Origin of the sequence: Micromonospora sp. NPDC047134, from assembly GCF_040643455.1 — a bacterium.
Classification (GTDB): domain Bacteria; phylum Actinomycetota; class Actinomycetes; order Mycobacteriales; family Micromonosporaceae; genus Micromonospora.
On record NZ_JBEYUI010000013.1, the window covers coordinates 49481 to 66377 of the forward strand.

General features: G+C 70.3%; 12 protein-coding genes, 5 tRNA genes and 1 pseudogene. 7 read left to right on the top strand and 11 right to left on the bottom strand.

Annotation, left to right across the window (positions count from 1 at the left end):
• Positions 1-62 precede the first annotated feature (62 nt).
• Entirely contained in the window at positions 63-1355 is a 1293-nt protein-coding gene (locus ABZ795_RS17155; protein WP_357531052.1) for an extracellular solute-binding protein, read from the bottom strand.
• Positions 1356-1607: 252 nt separating this feature from the next.
• On the opposite strand from ABZ795_RS17155, the gene ABZ795_RS17160 reads away from it, so the two are divergent.
• Complete coding sequence (locus tag ABZ795_RS17160) at positions 1608-1859, top strand: hypothetical protein (protein WP_357531053.1); 252 nt, start codon at positions 1608-1610, stop codon at positions 1857-1859.
• Between the two features lie 4 nt (positions 1860-1863).
• Entirely contained in the window at positions 1864-2535 is a 672-nt protein-coding gene (locus ABZ795_RS17165; RefSeq protein WP_357531054.1) for a polysaccharide deacetylase family protein, read from the top strand.
• A 61-nt stretch (positions 2536-2596) separates the two neighbouring features.
• Here the strand turns inward: ABZ795_RS17165 and ABZ795_RS17170 are convergent, their stop codons facing one another.
• Together ABZ795_RS17170 and ABZ795_RS17175 are read right to left on the bottom strand one after the other, a co-directional pair.
• Positions 2597-5962 (bottom strand): DUF87 domain-containing protein, encoded by a 3366-nt coding sequence (locus ABZ795_RS17170; protein ID WP_357531055.1) that lies wholly within the window; start codon positions 5960-5962, stop codon positions 2597-2599.
• Positions 5959-6564 (bottom strand): hypothetical protein, encoded by a 606-nt coding sequence (locus ABZ795_RS17175; protein WP_357531056.1) that lies wholly within the window; start codon positions 6562-6564, stop codon positions 5959-5961. The genes ABZ795_RS17170 and ABZ795_RS17175 overlap by 4 nt, the downstream gene beginning before the upstream one ends.
• 414 nt (positions 6565-6978) lie before the next feature.
• Here ABZ795_RS17175 and ABZ795_RS17180 point away from each other — a divergent pair, with 414 nt between their 5' ends.
• Together ABZ795_RS17180 and ABZ795_RS17185 are read left to right on the top strand one after the other, a co-directional pair.
• Positions 6979-7308, top strand: a complete 330-nt coding sequence (locus ABZ795_RS17180; protein ID WP_357531057.1) for a CU044_2847 family protein — start codon at positions 6979-6981, stop codon at positions 7306-7308.
• A 19-nt stretch (positions 7309-7327) separates the two neighbouring features.
• A complete protein-coding gene (locus ABZ795_RS17185; protein WP_357531058.1) occupies positions 7328-11392 on the top strand; it encodes a trypsin-like peptidase domain-containing protein in 4065 nt (1354 codons plus the stop codon).
• 18 nt (positions 11393-11410) lie between these two features.
• On the opposite strand, the gene ABZ795_RS17190 is transcribed toward ABZ795_RS17185, so the two are convergent.
• From ABZ795_RS17190 to ABZ795_RS17200, 3 genes are all read right to left on the bottom strand, one after another.
• The gene (locus ABZ795_RS17190) at positions 11411-12661 is read right to left on the bottom strand and encodes an MFS transporter (RefSeq protein WP_327027192.1); all 1251 of its coding nucleotides are present in this window, start codon (positions 12659-12661) and stop codon (positions 11411-11413) included.
• A 130-nt stretch (positions 12662-12791) separates the two neighbouring features.
• Positions 12792-12866: transfer RNA gene (locus ABZ795_RS17195), tRNA-Val, on the bottom strand.
• A 38-nt stretch (positions 12867-12904) separates the two neighbouring features.
• A tRNA-Gly gene (locus ABZ795_RS17200) sits at positions 12905-12977 on the bottom strand.
• Positions 12978-13126: 149 nt separating this feature from the next.
• On the opposite strand from ABZ795_RS17200, the gene ABZ795_RS17205 reads away from it, so the two are divergent.
• Positions 13127-13369 carry a DUF6458 family protein gene (locus tag ABZ795_RS17205; protein ID WP_327022015.1) on the top strand — a complete coding sequence of 81 codons (243 nt, stop codon included), beginning with the start codon at positions 13127-13129 and terminating at the stop codon, positions 13367-13369.
• A gap of 141 nt (positions 13370-13510) precedes the next feature.
• Here ABZ795_RS17205 and ABZ795_RS17210 read toward each other — a convergent pair.
• The 4 genes and pseudogenes from ABZ795_RS17210 to ABZ795_RS17225 all read right to left on the bottom strand — a co-directional run.
• Positions 13511-14098: pseudogene (locus ABZ795_RS17210) on the bottom strand (FAD-dependent monooxygenase); the annotation flags it as partial.
• Positions 14099-14173: 75 nt separating this feature from the next.
• Positions 14174-14248, bottom strand: a tRNA-Val gene (locus ABZ795_RS17215).
• 13 nt (positions 14249-14261) lie between these two features.
• Positions 14262-14332, bottom strand: a tRNA-Cys gene (locus tag ABZ795_RS17220).
• Between the two features lie 34 nt (positions 14333-14366).
• Positions 14367-14439 (bottom strand) — tRNA-Gly (locus tag ABZ795_RS17225).
• Positions 14440-14707: 268 nt separating this feature from the next.
• Here ABZ795_RS17225 and ABZ795_RS17230 point away from each other — a divergent pair.
• Positions 14708-15310 (top strand): TetR/AcrR family transcriptional regulator, encoded by a 603-nt coding sequence (locus tag ABZ795_RS17230; RefSeq protein ID WP_357531059.1) that lies wholly within the window; start codon positions 14708-14710, stop codon positions 15308-15310.
• 54 nt (positions 15311-15364) lie between these two features.
• A complete protein-coding gene (locus tag ABZ795_RS17235; RefSeq protein WP_357531060.1) occupies positions 15365-15940 on the top strand; it encodes a TIGR03086 family metal-binding protein in 576 nt (191 codons plus the stop codon).
• 16 nt (positions 15941-15956) lie between these two features.
• Here ABZ795_RS17235 and ABZ795_RS17240 read toward each other — a convergent pair whose 3' ends face one another.
• A complete protein-coding gene (locus ABZ795_RS17240) occupies positions 15957-16880 on the bottom strand; it encodes a hypothetical protein (RefSeq protein WP_357531061.1) in 924 nt (307 codons plus the stop codon).
• Positions 16881-16897: the final 17 nt, after the last annotated feature.

Sequence of the window (16897 nt, forward strand, 5' to 3'; positions counted from 1 at the left end):
GCGGCCCTCCCTTTGCTCAAACGTCACCGTGCCGCAGCCGACTGGTCGACCAACGGACATCACTACTGTTTCTGCGCCACCCTGGTGATGTCCTTCACGATCTGGTCGGGCCGCTTCGAGCCGACGATCAGATCGGCGACACTCTTGTTGATCTGCTCGCCGACCGCCGGGGGGAAGGCCTGGTCGAGATAGAGCTGGAACCCGCTGGCGACAGCCAGATGCGCCGCCACCACCTGGTTGTTCGCGTCCTTGATCCGGCCGACGGCGGCCAGGTTGGTGGGCAGCACGGCACCGGTCTCCGCCGCCCAACGCTGGTTCTCCGACCGCAGCAGCGACCGCAGAAAGTCCACTGTGGCGGGGGGCGCGTTGCGACCGACCGCAAAGCCGTTACCGCCACCGAAGGCGTCCGTGGCCTCGCCCTTGCCGCCCTCCACCATCGGGAAGGTGAAGAAGCCGAGTTGCCCGCCGATGCCCAGCTTGCTGGTGGACGAGGAGGCCTGAATGGAGGGGGCCCACTGGCCCATCAGCTCCATGGCGGCCTCACCGTTGCCCATCGCCGCGGCCTGACCTTCGTCGGAGCCGTACTCGGCGCGCCGCCAACCACGCTGGAAGGGCTCCAGGTCGGTCAGTTGACGGACGTGCTCGCCAGCGGCCACGAAGTCCGGGGTGTTGAAGTCGCCATCCTCGGCTGCGCGCCGCAAGGCGCCCAGGCCTCCGATGCGCATCGCCAGGTACGCCCAGTAGTAGTGCCCGGGCCACTTGTCCTTACCGGCCAGGGCGATGGGCACGATGCCCGCGGACTTGAGCTTCTTGACCGTGGTCAGCAACTGGGACCAGGTGTTCGGCGGCGAGGTGATGCCGGCCTCGGCGAAGAGGTCACGGTTGTACCAGAAGCCGATCATGCCGATGTCGAACGGGATGCCGTAGATCCGGCCGTTGAAGGTGTACGGCTGCAGCGCGGCCGGTAACAGCTGCCCGATCCAGGGGGACACCTCCGAGGTGATGTCCTTGACCAGCCCCGCCTCGGCCTGCTCGCGCAGCAGCCCGCCACCCCAGGACTGAAACAGATCCGGTGGCGAGCCGGCCTTGGTGACCTTGGCCAACTCGGCCTTGAACACCTCGTTCTCCTGGGGGGTCACCTCGATGGTGACGTTCCGGTGGCGGGTTTCGTACAGCCGCGCCATCTCGGCCCACACCGGCAGCATGGGATCGGTGTTCTGGATGTGCCACCAGTTGATCCGTTGTGGACCGATCGGGCCGTCGGACTCGTCGTCCGCACAGCCTCCCAACAGAACCGCACCGGCACCGGCACCGGCCAGACCGAGCAGCGACCTGCGGGAGACGTGCAGTGTCATGCCTTATCCCTTCAACCCTGGGACGTGCGCGCGCACCGCCACACACGGCGAGAGGCCCAAGTCGGCATGCCGAAAGTTTCAGGTCAATGCCGGTATTTTCGAGGTGATGGCCGGCACGTTACGACGCATTGACATGCGCGGTCAAGAGGGGTGTCGCAAGCAGACTCAAGCCGCTAGCGTGTGGGAAATCCAGGCGTGTCCCACGGCGAAGTTCCGGAAGTGCTCCGGGATCGGAGCCTGAAGGAGTCGAACATGTCGACCGAGAACGCAGACGTGACGGCCACCCGGTCGCTGCGCAGAGCCGCACTCCCCGGAGTCCACCCGGACCCGCCCCTTCTACCCCTGGGCGGCATCTTCCCATCGATCCTGGATGTCCACGATGGTCGGTCATCTAAGAATCCGCACCATCTGTATCCCACCCGGGCCGAGGACGGGCGACAGGTGCAGTACCTCGGCGGCGACAGCACCGACCTCGACCACGCCACCCACCGCCAAAAGGTCTGAGCGCATGTCACCTCGCACCTCTCCCCCGCCGACCGCACCCCACTCCAGGTCCGCGCCGGGCGTCGCGGCATGTCCCGAAGTCACGATCGGTACCGACCGGGTCCTCTGCCTGACCTTCGACGACGGACCCCATCCGGTGCACACCCCCCGCCTGCTCGAGGTGCTCGCCGGCCACGACGTGCCGGCGGTCTTCTTCCTCCAGGGCGATCAGGCAGCGAAGTACCCCGACCTGGTCCGCCGGATCATCGCCGCCGGGCACGCGCTGGGCAACCACAGCATGCACCACGACGACATGAGCGACTGGACCCTGGGTCGGATCGCCTCGGACCTGCTGGAGACCAACGCGGTCATCCGCCGGGCCGTACCGCAGACCCCACTGCCCTACTTCCGGGCCCCGTACGGCGCCTGGGGGCAGACCCCGACGGTGGCGACCGCCCTGGGGATGCGGCCGATGGGCTGGCAGTTGGCCGTCACCGACTGGGTGCCACCCGGCACCGACGAGTTGGCCCGCCGCCTCACCGAGGGTGTCACCCCGGGCGCGGTGGTGCTGCTGCACGACGGCGGCGGCGACCGCAGTCAGACCGTCGAGGCCGTCGACGCCGTCATCCCATCCCTGCGGGCCGACGGCTGGCAGTTCGCCCTACCCCCACCGGCCGGAGCCCTCGCCGGCCGGTGACCGACCAACGGCTGCGACGCCGACCGGCACCGAACGCGGTTCGCGAGCGCGTCGTTTCCGATTACCGTACGGCCGTCGGATTGGCCGCGCGGTGGACGACCTCCTCGGTGGTCAGCGGACTACGCGGATGGTGACTCAGGCACATCGGAGCCTGCATCTTGACGAACCGACCGCCCTCGACCGCAGCGTAGAACTGCCCGGTACGCATCCTGCCGACGTCGGTGATGTCGGCCCCCTTCGCTCTGGCCACGTCCCGGGCCGCCTCGATCTGCACGGGCACGGTCAGTAGGCCGAAGAACTGGGTGGCCGCGTTGCCCGGAATCTGGTTGTGCAGCCCCTTCGGTGCCTGCGTGGCGAAGACCAGTCCCAGACCGTACTTGCGGGCCTGCGAGGTCAGCGCCAGGGTGCTCTGAGTACACGCCGTGTTGGCAGCGGACGGGGCGAACGTCTGGGCCTCGTCCATCACGAAGAGTCCGCCCAGTGGTCGGTCACCGGCCGGATGACGCTTGATCCAGGTGAACAGGGCGAGTTGCAGCTGATTGACGAAGCTCTGCCGTTGGTGGTCCTCGGGCAACCCGACAAAACTGATCACCGACACCCGGGCACGTCTGCCCGGTGGCGGTGTGAGCAGCTCACCGGGGTCGACCGGGGTGCCGGCGCCGCCGAGGAGCGGGTCGTTGATCAGCGCGGCCTTGAGCAGTTGCGCCATGCCCGCCGCCAGCCTCTGTGCACCGTCGAGCTGGCTGACCCCGTCGGGCAGCTCGTTGAGCACCTCGGTGAACTCAGGCAGGTTGTTGGCTCCGGTCCGGGCGTAGCTGATCAACGCTTCCCGTAACACCGCCCGGCCCAGCCGAGCCTTGTCGGTGCCGCCGTCCACCCGGGCGTGCGGGGCGAGGGTCGCCACTGCGGCGTTCACCGCCGCCGTGAACCCGTCCGGGTCGTCGAGCACGTCGACGAACCTGGGCAGCGGCTGGAAGCTCAGTGGCCGACCCGCCTGCCGGCCCGGCGTCCAGATCACCACGTCCGTACCGGCAAGGTAGGCCGCGGCCCGGTCCGGGTCGTCCGGCCCCCAGCCGGTCGGCGCTGCCGGCCACGCCTCGCCGAGGCGGGCCAGGTCGTTGTTCGGATCGAGGACGATGGCGGACACGCCACGAAGCGCGCACTCCTCGACCAGTCGGCGGATCAGGACGGTCTTGCCGGAGCCGGATCCAGCGAAGATCACCGTGTGCCGACGCAGGGATTCGAGCTCGACGCGCACCGGGTCTGGTCGACCGGACACCACTCCGATGTCCACCCGCTCCGGATTCATCCCGGCCACGAGTGGGCCTGCCGGTATGCCCCGGCCGGGCGCCGGCATCGCTTGTACCGCGTCGGGGACAACACCCCCGACCGGCGGTCCCGCCATGTCCGCAGACACGGATGACAGCGACGCCACGCCGACGGGACCGCCCGGCGACGCCGCATGGACGGGCCCGCCCGGCGACGCCACATGGACGTGCCCGCCCGGCGACGCCACAGCGACAGCCGGCGGAGTCGCACCGCCGGGCCCGATCGCGGACGCCCTCGCCTCGGTCACCTCGGGTCCGCTGCCCAGCGCCTCGCGCAGGCAGGTGATCTCGGCAGCCGGCCGCCGGTCGGCGAACCACGGCCGCAACATCTCCAGCCCGAAGTCCTGGACGAGCTGTTCCAGGGCGATCAGGCGGCGGATGTCGGCGGCGGGAAAGGAGATCGTCCGGCCACCGGCCCGGGTGAAGGCGTCCAGCACCTCACGGGTCCGGGCACCGCGTGACCATTCCGGCGTGCGCAGCAGGAACAGTTTCCGCTTGGCGACTCCCTCGGTGAGCCCGGCGGCGGTGACCGCGTTGCGGATCCGGTTGAGCGCGGCGATGTGGTGCGGCGCGCAGACCGCCCGGAACGACCAGTGCTCCTCGTCCTCGCTCTCGTCGTCGAGGCTGTGCCGCAGTCGGGCGTGCAGGGCCGGTTTCCCTCCGGCGGGAATGGGGTCGAGGCTGAAGCTGTCGACACCGGTGCCCTGCGCGGCGATCCAGGCCGTCAACCCGGCCTTGAGCAGCCCCGGCACCCGCACGTCCTCGGTCTGCTGGGTCAGGGCGGATTCCGGGTCCGCCCCGGCGATCAGCTCCGCGTACCGTGCGTCGATCTTGGCGAACTCGTCGGCCAGCCGCGTGCCGACCGGCGGTACCCCGGTCACGGCGGTCGCCGGGCCGGCGGTGCCGTACTTGAGGTGCGACAGTTCGCGGATCTCACCGCTGGTCAGGCAGGCCCGCACGTGCGTGTCGATACGGCGCAGCAGCTCACGCGGCGTGAACCCGACGACCTCGTCGAACGCGGCCGGGTGAACCGGCCAGGTGGGGTGCGGCGGTGTAAACCCCACCTCGTCGAAGAGCACCGCGAACCGCTTCGCGACCAGTTCCCGCCCCACCTCCACGGAGGGGATCTCCTTGAGCGGGGCCGCCTCGCGGAATCGGTCCTGGACGGTGTCGGTGGCCTGCTCCTTGAGGTCGCGCCAGGTCTGCGGCAGGCAGGACACCACGGACAGCGAGCGCTTGGTGGTCTCGCGCAACGCCATCAGGCCACTTGCCACCTGTTCCAGCAGCAGCGACGTCTGCCAGTCGATCTCTCCTCGGACCTCCTGGTTGGTGGCCTTGACGGACTGGGCGACCATCAGGTCGATCTGGTCGACCGCGATCACCGCCGGTGCCACCATGGCCAGCAGCCGCGACGTGTCCCGAACCACCTCCTGCGGTGCCCGCCGGTTACGTCGCAGGCCCCAGGCTGTCCGGGTGCCCCCCGGCTCCTCCTCGTCGCTGGAGGACAGGAAGTCGTAACCGATGTCCTCCAGGTCCGAGGACTCGGCGGCATACAGCACCAACGCCCGGAGGGTGTCCTGACACTCGGTGCCTACCTGGCGGTTCGCCTTACGGACAAGGTCGACGAAGGCATCCAGGGCGGACCGGCTGAGTTCGGTGTCCCCGGTGACCGCTCGGCGCACGGTCCGGGGAGCGTCGGTACGGTCCGCCAGCCGGCGCAGGAAGGTACGCAGCTGGGTCGTCCCGTCCGGCATCGGCCGGGACAGACCTGCCAGGAGCGACATCGCGGTGCTGTGCCAGAACGCCCGAGCCTCCAACAGTTCGACCAGGAAGAAGAACCCCCCGCGCTGCTGCACCTCCTGCCGCACCGTGCCGAGCAGGTGGGTCTTGCCGGTTCCCCGTTGACCGAGGATCGCGACCCCCACCGGGCTGGAGTCGGCGCTGTGGTCCGCCTCGGTGAAACTGTCCAGCACGGTCCGGAGCACGTCGTGGTGCAGCGCCTCCACATGGAACGGCGCCGGCTTCCAGACGTCGTCAGGGGTCGGGGCCCAGTTGAACCGCAGCGCAGCCAGCGCCCGCCGTTCCTGCTCGCTGGTCATGACGAGATGGCGATGAGGTGCTTGTCCTGGTTGCCGATGTGCACGGCGGCGGCCCGTTCCTGCGGCCGGAGCACCTTCTGGTTGGACTCCGGCACCAGGTGGACGTTGCGCTCCTGGTTGAGCTGGATCAGGGCGGCGTCGAACTCGGCACGGGGCAGGTCACCGAGCGCGGCACGCAGGTCGGCGAGCATGACGTAGTCGCCGGGTCCCCCGGCCAGCCCGTGGTACGCCTGCCGGATCCGGGTGACCGGATCTGCCGAACCAGCGGCGACCGGCTGGGGCGTGAGGGCGACCTCGTCTGCCTTGATCTGCATCCGGAACAGGTCGTCGGCGCGAGTCCCCGAATGGTCGATCAACCGGCGCAGGAAGTCGAGTACGACGTAGAGGGTTCCGCCCGTCGTACCGGCCCTGGCGGGTGGCTCCGCCCCCAGTTCCTGGGCGGCTCGTTCCCAGCCCTTGTCGGTCAGCTCCAGAATGATCCTCGGTTTGGGCGTCACCTCGATCAGGTCGAGCGATTCCAGACGACGACGGTGTGCTGGCGTGACGCTGATGCCGGCGACATTCTTCAAATAGGTCTGCGGCAGCGGAGCCGCTTTGATCATCAGCGTGATGAGAATGCACCGGTCAACGAGCGTCAGTTCCTTTTCCGGCATGCGGATGCTCCTCTGTGGCACGAGCTTTCACCACGTTGACGGTGATGATCGAGACTCGGGGGTGGGCTGCGCGACGAGGCGGCCTCGCGTTCGGGCCGATTCTGCCGACGGTCCCTGGCGAGCGCAAGGTCACCAATCTGGCTGCCAATAACCGACAGGGCGATTGAGTGGATCTTCAACGGCCCAGCGTGGAGGCGATGGCTGAAACACCCGTTCGGGAGGGCGTCGGCCGTTCGGGCACTCGACCGTTGCCAAACGGCAAGAGCAGGGGCAGCATGGCTGGTCGGCGAGAGGCTGCCGGTGAAACCGGCCGGGAGCAGGCCCTCTCCTGCCCGTTTCGGGGAAACGCCACGGAGGTTACCGGTGCAGTCTGAGGTGGTCCGCTACCAGGTCGATGACAACACCGTCGCGTTGATCGAGGTCGAACCACCGGCCGGTTTCCAGCCCGCCGGTGTGGGTGATGTCGCCGGCTGGGTCCGGGAATCCGCAGCCCCGGCGGTCGCCGCCGCGAAGGAACTGCTGGAACACGTAAAGACGGTCGCCCCGGACTCCGTCGAGGTGCGTTTCGGAATCAAGGCCACCGGCACGGCGAGTTGGGTGATCGCCAAGGCCACCGGTGAGGCGAACTTCGAAGTCACCCTCGCCTGGTCGGCCGACCCGGCTCCGGAACGCAACACCGACCCGCAGCGCTGACGGACGGATCCGGTGGCCCGTGACCACAGCCCCTGATGGCAGCCCATGGGCGGTAGCCCTATACCGGGAAGGCAACCCTCACACACCGGTCGGCACCGGCATCGTCATCGACAGCAACCTCGTCCTCACCTGCCACCACGTGGCATTCGCTGACGACGGTACCCTCCACGATCTCTGGGTCGCCTTCCCGCTCGCCCCGAAGGTCGGCTACTACGACCGTCGCAAGGTTGGCCCGTGCCTGCACGACGGCCGTCAGGCCGCACACATCGACTTGGCCGTGCTGGAGCTGGTCGAGCCGGTCCCGGCCACCGTCGCACCCGCACGGCTGCGCTGCCTTGACCCCAAACCACTGGTCGAACGTCCCTTCTGGACGTACGGATTTCCCGCCGCCATAGCCGGCGGTACCCCGGCCGCCGGTACCGTCACCGAGATCGGCGGCTGGGGACACATCATGATCGACAGCGGTTCGAGCGGCGCACTGAGCAAGGGGTTCAGCGGCGGGGCTGTGTGGTCGCCGGAATATCAGGCCGTGATCGGTGTCGTCGTCTCCGCCGACGGCCGGGGCAAGGGCCAAGCCGTGACCCTGCATCACGCCGACGAGCAGCTACCCGAGATGAAGCTCGCGACTCTCTCCGCGTGGCGGGTCGCCGACGCCGACGACGCCGCGCTGTCCGCCTGGGGGTGGACGCTGCGCACCGACGGCGAGGCGGGGCGGCACTGGTTGCCCCGCGCCCGCGGCGTGGCGGTCGACACCGAGGGCGGCGCCCGGTTCCGCGGCCGGACCACGGCACTGCGACGCATCGTCGACTGGATCGACCAGCCTGCTCCGATCACCCGACCGCTGCTCGTCACCGGCTCTCCCGGCGTGGGAAAGTCCGCCGCTCTGGGACGGATCGTCACCACCGCCGACCGACAGATCCGGGCGAGCCTGCCGGCGGACGACCTCGCCGTGCGGGCCACCCTCGGTTCGGTCTCCTGCGCCGTGCACGCGAAGGGCAAGACCGCCATCGAGGTCGCGACGGAGATCGCCCGCGCCGCCGCCGTGGACCTGCCGGGCACCCCGGCCGACCTGGCCCCGGCCGTACGCGACCGCCTGATGCGGCGGGGCAGCCGCTTCGCCCTGGTCATCGATGCACTCGACGAGGCCGCCGACCCCGGCCACGCCCGCCGGATCGTCGACGAGATCCTGCTGCCGCTGGCACGCGACTGCGGCCCGTACGGATTCCGGGTGGTGGTCGGCACCCGACGCCGCGACGACCAAGGCGACCTGATCGCCTGCTTCGGCGAGAACACGGAACTGATCGACCTGGACACGCCCGAATACTTCGCGGAGTCCGACCTGGTGAACTACGCCCAGGCGACCCTGCAACTGCTCGGTGCCGAGCGCGCGGCCAACCCGTACGCCGATCCGGGCGTGGCAGCCCCGCTCGCCCGACGCATCGCCGCTCTGGCCAAGGGCAATTTCCTCGTTGCCGGACTGGTCGCGCGGGCACACGCGCTGCGCGACACATCGGCGGTCGATCCGGCCTCGGTGTCGTTCACCGCCACGGTGGCCCACGCGCTGGACGCCTACCTCGCCGGGCTTCCGGCGGCCGGTTCGACCTCCGCCCGCCTGGCGCTGACAGCCCTGGCGTACGCCGAGGCGCCAGGGCTGCCGTTGCCGCTGTGGCAGGCGGCGGTGACGGCGCTGGGCGGTACGGCCACGGCTGAGCAGCTCGCCCTGTTCGCCCGCGGTTCTGCGGCGAATTTCCTGGTCGAGACAGGCGGCGGCGCACAGCCCGCGTACCGGCTTTTCCACCAGGCACTCAACGATGCGCTGCTGGCCGACCGGGATCAGCAGGGCGTCCGACGCGACGACCAGCGCCGCCTGGTGTCCGCCTGGCTCGACCTGGCCGCTGACACCGGCTGGGCGTCCGCGCCGGACTACCTCCTGCGTTCGTTGCCCCAGCACGCCGCTCGGGCCGGACTCGTCGAACGCCTGCTCGCCGATGGGGACTACCTGCTGCACGCGCATCTGGATCGGCTTCTCACCGTCGTCGACACCACCCGGGCCCCGATGTCCCCGCGAGCGCAGTCCCGGGCGCGGTTGCTGCGACGTACGCCGTTGGCGGTGGCCGCGGAGCCCGCCGAGCGGGCCGCGCTCTTCTCGGTGGTCGACCGCCTCGACGATCTCGACAGTGGCATCGGCGCCGACGGCGCGCCCTACCGGGCCCGGTGGGCGCACACCCCGCCCCGGCAGGAACGCAGCGTGCTTGACGGGCACTCGCAGGCCGTCTACGACGTCGCCGCCATCGAGGTCGACGGTCGGCGGCTGCTCGCCTCCGTCGGTGACGACGGCACCGTTCGGCTCTGGGATCCGCTGACCAACCAGGCCGAGTCGGTCTTCAACTGTCACGACGACACCGTCCGCGGCGTCTGCGCCGTTCGGACCAGCGCCGGCGAGACCCTACTCGCCACGGCCAGCCATGACGGCACGGTGGGCCTGTGGGAGCCACGGACCGGCCAGCGCCGACACGAACTGCGCGGACACCACGACTGGGTACGCAACATCTGCACCATTCCGCTGCCCGGGGGCGACCTGCTCGCCTCGGCTGGCGACGACCGGACGGTACGAATCTGGGATCCCGCCAACGGCGTCCAGCGGTACAAGCTGACCGGGCACATCGGCTGGGCCACCGCCGTGACCTACGTCCCCGCCGACGGACGTCACCTGCTCGCCTCCACCGGCTTCGACGGAATGATCCGGATCTGGGAGCCGACCGCCGATGTCGAGCCGACGCTGACCATCGCCGGACATGCCGGCTGGGCGACGACCCTCTACGCGGTGCGCACCCCCGGCGGCACCCTGCTCGCCTCGGGCGGCTACGACGGCACCGTCCGCCTGTGGGATCCGTTCACCGGCCGGTGCGTCAAGCTTCTGGAGACCGGTGGGCCGGTCACCGACCTGTGCACCATCGACGTCGACGATGGTTGCCTGCTGGTCTCCACCGGTGAGGACGGACTGATCCGGCTGTGGGAGGTGCCGACCTGGACGAGCCGGCCGAGCCTACGGGGACACGCGAGCTGGATCCGCGCGGTGTGCGAGCTGCGCACCGCAGAGCAGCGGATGCTGGCGACCGCCGGGGACGACGGCACCGTACGGTTGTGGGATCCGGCCGGCGGTCAGCCAGGCACCATCGCCGACCAGGACAGGTTCGCTCCGGTGAGCGCGCTCTGCCAACTGCCCGGTGAACGGCCGCTGGTCGCCGCCGGTGGCACCGACGGCCTGGTGCGGTTCTGGGACGTGCACACCGGCGAACGCCTGCAGGAATTCAACACCCCGGGCGGCACCGTCAACGCCATGTGCGCGGTCGCCGACGAGGAGGAGCCGCTGCTGTTCACCGCCCAGGACGACTGTGCCGTCGTCGGATGGGACGTCCGCGACGGCGCGCAAGGGCTGGAGATGCGGGAACACTACGGCGAGGTGGCTGCGGTCTGCCCGATCGTCATCAACGGTGAGACCCTGATCGCCTCCGCCGGCGACGACCAGGCGGTCCGGCTGTGGCACCCGCACACGGGTGCCGTACGGATGGTGCTGCTCGGGCATGTCACCCATGCCTGGGTGACCGCGCTCGCCACGGTGAGCTGGCCCGGCATCGAGGCGCTCGCCTCGGCGGACAAGAGTGGCACGGTGATGTTGTGGGGAGGTGGCGACACCCCGGTCTGGGTGCAGCAGGGTCACCAGGATGCGGTGACCGCGCTCTGCGGCATCACCGTGGCCGGCCGGCGGATGCTGGTGTCGGGCAGCGCCGACCACTCGATCCGGATGTGGGACGCCGAATGGGGCCAGCCGGTCCGTTGGTTCACCGGGCACAGCGCGGCGGTCACCGGGCTGAGCCTGATCCAGGTCGATGGTCAGGACCTGTTGGCCTCTGCCAGCCGCGACCGTACGGTGCGGATCTGGGATCCGACGACCGGCCGGACGGTCCGTACGATCCCGGTCTATCACCCGGCTCTGGCCTGCTGCACCGTCGGTGACACTTTGCTGGTCGGCCTGGATCAGGGCCTGCTCGCCCTCGCTGTCACCGGCCGAGACGACCGGTAATCCTGGTGGCCCGGCCGGTCACGGCAGCGGCTCCGGGTCCAGTTGACGGACGGCGAGGTCGGCTCGATCCTGCACGGCGCTGCCCTTGACCGCCCGCGAGATCGCGATCGCCGCGGCGATGACGCCGAAGGCCACCGTGAGCACCGCTGCGGCCAGGATGGTGAACTCGGCACCGACGCCGGTGATCAACGGCCCGGCGGTGATGGTGCCCAGCGGTACGGACAGTGTCGCGATCGCGGCGTACGCGGCGAGGACCGGTGCTCTGCCGGCACCGTCGGTGCTGCGTTGCAGCAACGCCATCGTGGCGGCCGGGTACGGCGCCCAGATCAGTCCGCCGATCGCGATGGCGACCAGGGCCACGCCGGTCGGTGCGCCGAGTCCCAATGGCAGCAGTGCCGCACCCCAGCCGACGACGATGGCGATGATTGTCGGCCACAGCCGCCAACGGCGCAGGTAGCCGGCGGCGAATCCGCCGATCAGCGCCCCGGCGCCGAACGCCGTCCAGAACGCGGCCAGGGTGCCGGCAGAGTTGCCGAGCGACTCGGCGACGTGGATCGGCAACGCCACCTGCACCGGCCCGTAGAGGAAGAAGAACCCGAAGGTCAGCGTGGACAGTCCGAGCAACGGGCGATCGCGCCAGATCGCGGCGAAGCCGGCGAGACTCGATCCCTGCCGCTGCTCGATGGGGGCCCGGGCCGTCCTCGGCACGGCGACCAGGTAGCTGACCGCGAGGACGGCGTACGTGCCGGCGGCGACGGCGATGACGAGCACCGGCCCGGCGGCCGCGATGAGCAGTGCCGCCAGGGCCGGCCCGATCAGGGTCGACGCCTCGCTGAACAGTCCGATGAGCGCGTTGCCCGCCAGCCGGTGCTCGACCGGCAGCAGCTCGGCGATGAGGGTGAACCGGCCGGCCGACCCCCACGAGCGCAGCAGTGCGGAGCACCCGAGCAGCAGCGTGAACCACCTGATGTCGAGGGCTCCGGCGAGGTGGACGACGGGGATCGCCCCGAGCATCACCGCCCGGACGACAGCGTCCCAGGCGGCCAGCTGAGCCCCGCTGCGGCCACTGAGCACCCGGGCGAACAGCACGGTGCCGAGGGCACCCGGCAGCGTGTACGCGGCGACCGCGGCGGCCACCCAGACACCGGCGTTGGCCCGGGGTGCCAACTGGATGGCCAGCCAGCTGACCGCCAGCAGCGCCATCCCCTCTCCGAGGTACGACAGCGCGAAGCCCGGCAGCAGCCGCCGCAGGATCCGGTGCCGGACCACCGGCCAGTAGGGTGACGAACGAACGAACGCCGGGGTGCCCATGCGGGAAAGTCTGGCAGCCCGATCGATCATTTCGGCTCAGGCTTAGCGCCCGGCAGAACGCGGATCACTCGCGTCGGAGAGGGCTTGCTGGTGGGCGATACTGGGTTTGAACCAGTGACCTCTTCCGTGTCAAGGAAGCGCGCTCCCACTGCGCCAATCGCCCGTGGTGACCGCCACACCCCGACGGGTGAGCGAATCGCGAGCGGACGACGGGATTCGAACCCGCGACCCTCACCTTGGCAAGGTGATGCGCTACCAGCTGCGCTACGTCCGCCTGCCCCGGCACCGCCGGGGACGGGCCAACTGTACCCGATGACAAGATCGCTCGAGCGGGCACCCCACAGTGCGGGTGATTGCGCCGTTCACCGCCGGGGTACAGAGCCCTTCGACAGCACACCGCATCCCCGGAAAAAGGAGGCTGTCATGGGTATCGGCACCAGTATCTTTCTGCTCGCGGTGGGCGCCATCCTCACCTTCGCGCTCAACGCCAGCATCGGCGGTCTGGACCTGGACGTCGTCGGCTGGATTCTGATGGCAGCCGGTGTGGTCGGCCTGATCATGACCATGCTCGTCTGGGGACGCCGGCGTGAGGTGGTCGCCACGACCGAGGAGCCGGTGGAGTACCGCCGCGTCGAGGAGCGTCGGGACGTCGCACCGCCGCTGTGACCAGCGGCCGAGCAAGCTGAGCGGTCGACGGGCAGTGGCGGCCACCGAAGCTGGTGGCCGCCACCGTCGTGTCCGGGCGCGGACCGCAGCGCCGCCGGTCAGCGTCGCGCCGACTCCGCGCTGACCGGGGCGGAGGACCTTCTCCACCCGCGGGCGACGCAACCCTTCGTAGGCGCTCAACGCCGTCGGCGGGTCGGGGTGGTCGCGCAGGCAGCGCGCCAACTGCACGGCGCTCTCCACGGCCAGGGAGGCGCCCTGGCCGGAACTGGGTGACGGGGCGTGCACCGCGTCGCCGACCAGGACCATCCGGTCGCGGTACCAGTGCGGCACCGACGGCATGGTCTCGATCGACCCGATCGCCACCACGTCGGCGGGCTCGGTGTGCGCGAGCACCTGCCGGGCCGGCACGTCGTCGGCGTACACCTCACGCAGCCGGTGCAGCCACTGGTCCGGCGGGGTCTGGTGGGCCTCGGCCCAGGTGGTCGGTCGCGGATCGATCAGGGTACGCACCCGGGAGCGGATGCCGTCGGCACCGATCAGCAGGTCGGCGGTGGCGGTGGAGCCGTCGCCGAACCGGGCCAGCACCCCGCCCGCGGTCGACCCGGCGTCGACGAGGCGCTTGCCGTACACGATGGGCACGCCCTGCGCCTGGGCCCGCTCGCGCAGGGCCCGCGCCAGGTCGTCGCGCCGCCGACGACCAGGGCGGTACGGACGGCTGTCATGTTCGATCCCCCATGGTTTCCTGGGAAAACGAGGAAGCCCGTCACCGTTTTCCGGTGACGGGCTTCGTCAGTCGCTCAGATCTGGTGGGCGATACTGGGTTTGAACCAGTGACCTCTTCCGTGTCAAGGAAGCGCGCTCCCACTGCGCCAATCGCCCTTGCTGTTGTCCGAGGTGGGGACGGGATTTGAACCCGCGTACACGGCTTTGCAGGCCGTTGCCTCGCCTCTCGGCCACCCCACCGAGGTTGCCCCCGTCAAGCGTGGCGGCAGCTCCGAGCGGACGACGGGATTCGAACCCGCGACCCTCACCTTGGCAAGGTGATGCGCTACCAGCTGCGCTACGTCCGCGTGCCCCCGGCGCGTTCCCGGTGACGGATGAGAACTTTAGCCGAGTCATGGAACGGTTGCCAAATCGGGTGGTCGCCGCGGCGCGTCAGCAATCCCCATCCCTGAGCTTCCTAGGAGGATGGGTAGGAAATCGGGCGAGGGAGCAGGAAGGCGGAGGGGGTGCGGGAAAGGCCCGGTGAACAACTGTCTGGTGTCCGACTGTCGCAAGTCGGATCACCCGGGCTTCGGTGACACGCCGTATCCATTTGGATGGGTTACGGTGACGGGCGTGACGAGACGTGCGGCCGAAATCCGCCTGGATGCCCTGCTCCGCACCGCGTGTGACGTCATCGCGCAGCGCGGGTTGGCCAACACCCGCACGGCGGACGTGGCGCAGGCCGCCGGGGTCAGCCAGGCCCTGGTCTTCTACCACTTCGCCACCAAGGAACGCCTCCTCGCCCAGGCCTTCGCCTACGCCGTCGAACAGGATCTGGCCCGGCTGGACGCGGTCACCCAGTCCAATGCCGCACCGCTGACCAAACTGCGGCGCCTCCTGCGGCTCTACACCCCGACCGGACGGCCCACCTCCTGGTCCATCTGGATCGACGGCTGGTCGGAGTCCCTGCGTACCCCGGAATTGGAGAAGGTGTCCCGCCGCCTGGACCTGCGGTGGCGGCAGGATCTCGCCGAGGTCATCTCCGACGGGGTGCGCGAGGGGGTCTTCGAATGCGCGGACCCGGCCGGTGCGGCGTGGCGGATCAGTGCGGTGATGGACGGCCTGGCGGTGCAACTGGCGGTGCACGAGCGGGTCATCTCCCGCCGACAGTTCGCCGAATGGGTACGCCTGGTGGCCGCCCGGGAACTCGGCCTGGACCCGGCACAACTGGACTGAGCCCGTCCCCGAGAACCGGTCACCGGCTGTACCCCGGCCGGTCAGAATGACGCCATGGACCTGCTGGAGACCTACCGGCGCAGCGTGGCCGAGTTCATCGAACGGGTGCCACTGGTCGCCCCCGGGCAGTGGTCGGCGCCCACCCCGTGTGCCGACTGGGACGTCCGTACGCTGGTCAACCACGTGGTCGGCGAGGAACGGTGGAGCGTGCCCCTGCTCGCCGGGCGGACCATAGCCGAGGTCGGCGACGGGTACGACGGTGATCAACTCGGCGCGGACCCGGTAGAGGCCGCCCGCGACGCGGCAGCGCAGGCCGAGTTGGCCGCCACCCGCCCCGGGGCCCGGGAGACCACCGTGCACCTGTCGGCCGGTGACACCCCTGCGGAGGAGTACCTGCGGCAACTGATCGCCGAACACCTCGTCCACGGTTGGGATCTCGCCGTGGCGATCGGCGCCGATCCGGTCCTGGACCCCGACGCGGTCGCCGAGTGCGCCCAGTGGTTCGCCGGACAGATCGACGACTACCAGCGCAGCGGGCTGGTCCGGACCGAGGTGGGGGTCTCCCCCACCGCCGACCGGCAGGACCGGCTGATCGCCGCCTTCGGCCGCGATCCCGACTGGGCGCCCTGACCCCGACCGAGCGCCCTCAGCGGGGTACGGTCCGCCATCGCCGACGGTCGGGCGGCCGCTGCCACTCGCCGGGCGGCCCTTCCCATTCGCCTACCCGCCCCGGGCCGACCGTGACGGTCGAACCCTCGGCCACCTCCGGCTCGCGGGTCAACTGCCGCAACCGCATCAGCAGCCCGACACCGAGGAACAGCAGCAGCCCGCCGAGCAGGAAGGCGGCCTCGGTCAGACCGATCCCGGTGCCGGACTGCGACACCTGGTTGCCGGCGGCCCCGGCGGCCGGCGGATCGTCTGCCGGTGGCGCTACATCGCCCTGGTCGTCGACCTCGGTCTCCTCGTCGGTCGGATCGACCGTCGGCACCTCGATCGGCTCCTCGGTGGGATCCACCGTCGGCACCGAACTCGGGGTGGGGGCGGCCGTGGTGGGTGGGGTCGCCGCACCCCGGCCGATCACCTCCCGGTTCGCCGTCTGCCGCGACAGCAGCCGCAGGTTCCGGTCGTACGCCTCGGCGGCCAGGCTGACCCGGCCCTGCCCGACGCCCGCGGCGAACCCGATCCGGTACTGGGCGGTCACCGTACGCCCCGGGCAGAGGGTGCCCGGGTCCAGTTGCCGGTCGGTCAGCCGGGCCACGTCACCCTCGATGCGCACCTGCACCGGGAAGGAGCCGGTCTCCTCGATCCGGTCCACCCGGACCTGATCCAGCCGCATCCCCTGCACCGCCAGCAGCAACGACCAGCGGACCTTCAGGCAGCCGCCGGGGTCGTCGCGGGACACCACGGCGGACACCGTCGCCGCCTGCCCGCCCGCGGTGAACTGCTGCGGCAGACCGCTGAGTTCGGTGGCGAACGCCGCGTGCGCGGGCGCGGCCATGGCGACGTCCACCCCGGTGAGACAGGCCAGCACCACCCCGATCCGTAGCGTGCTGCGCCACAGCCTCTTCACGATCCTGTCCTCCCGTT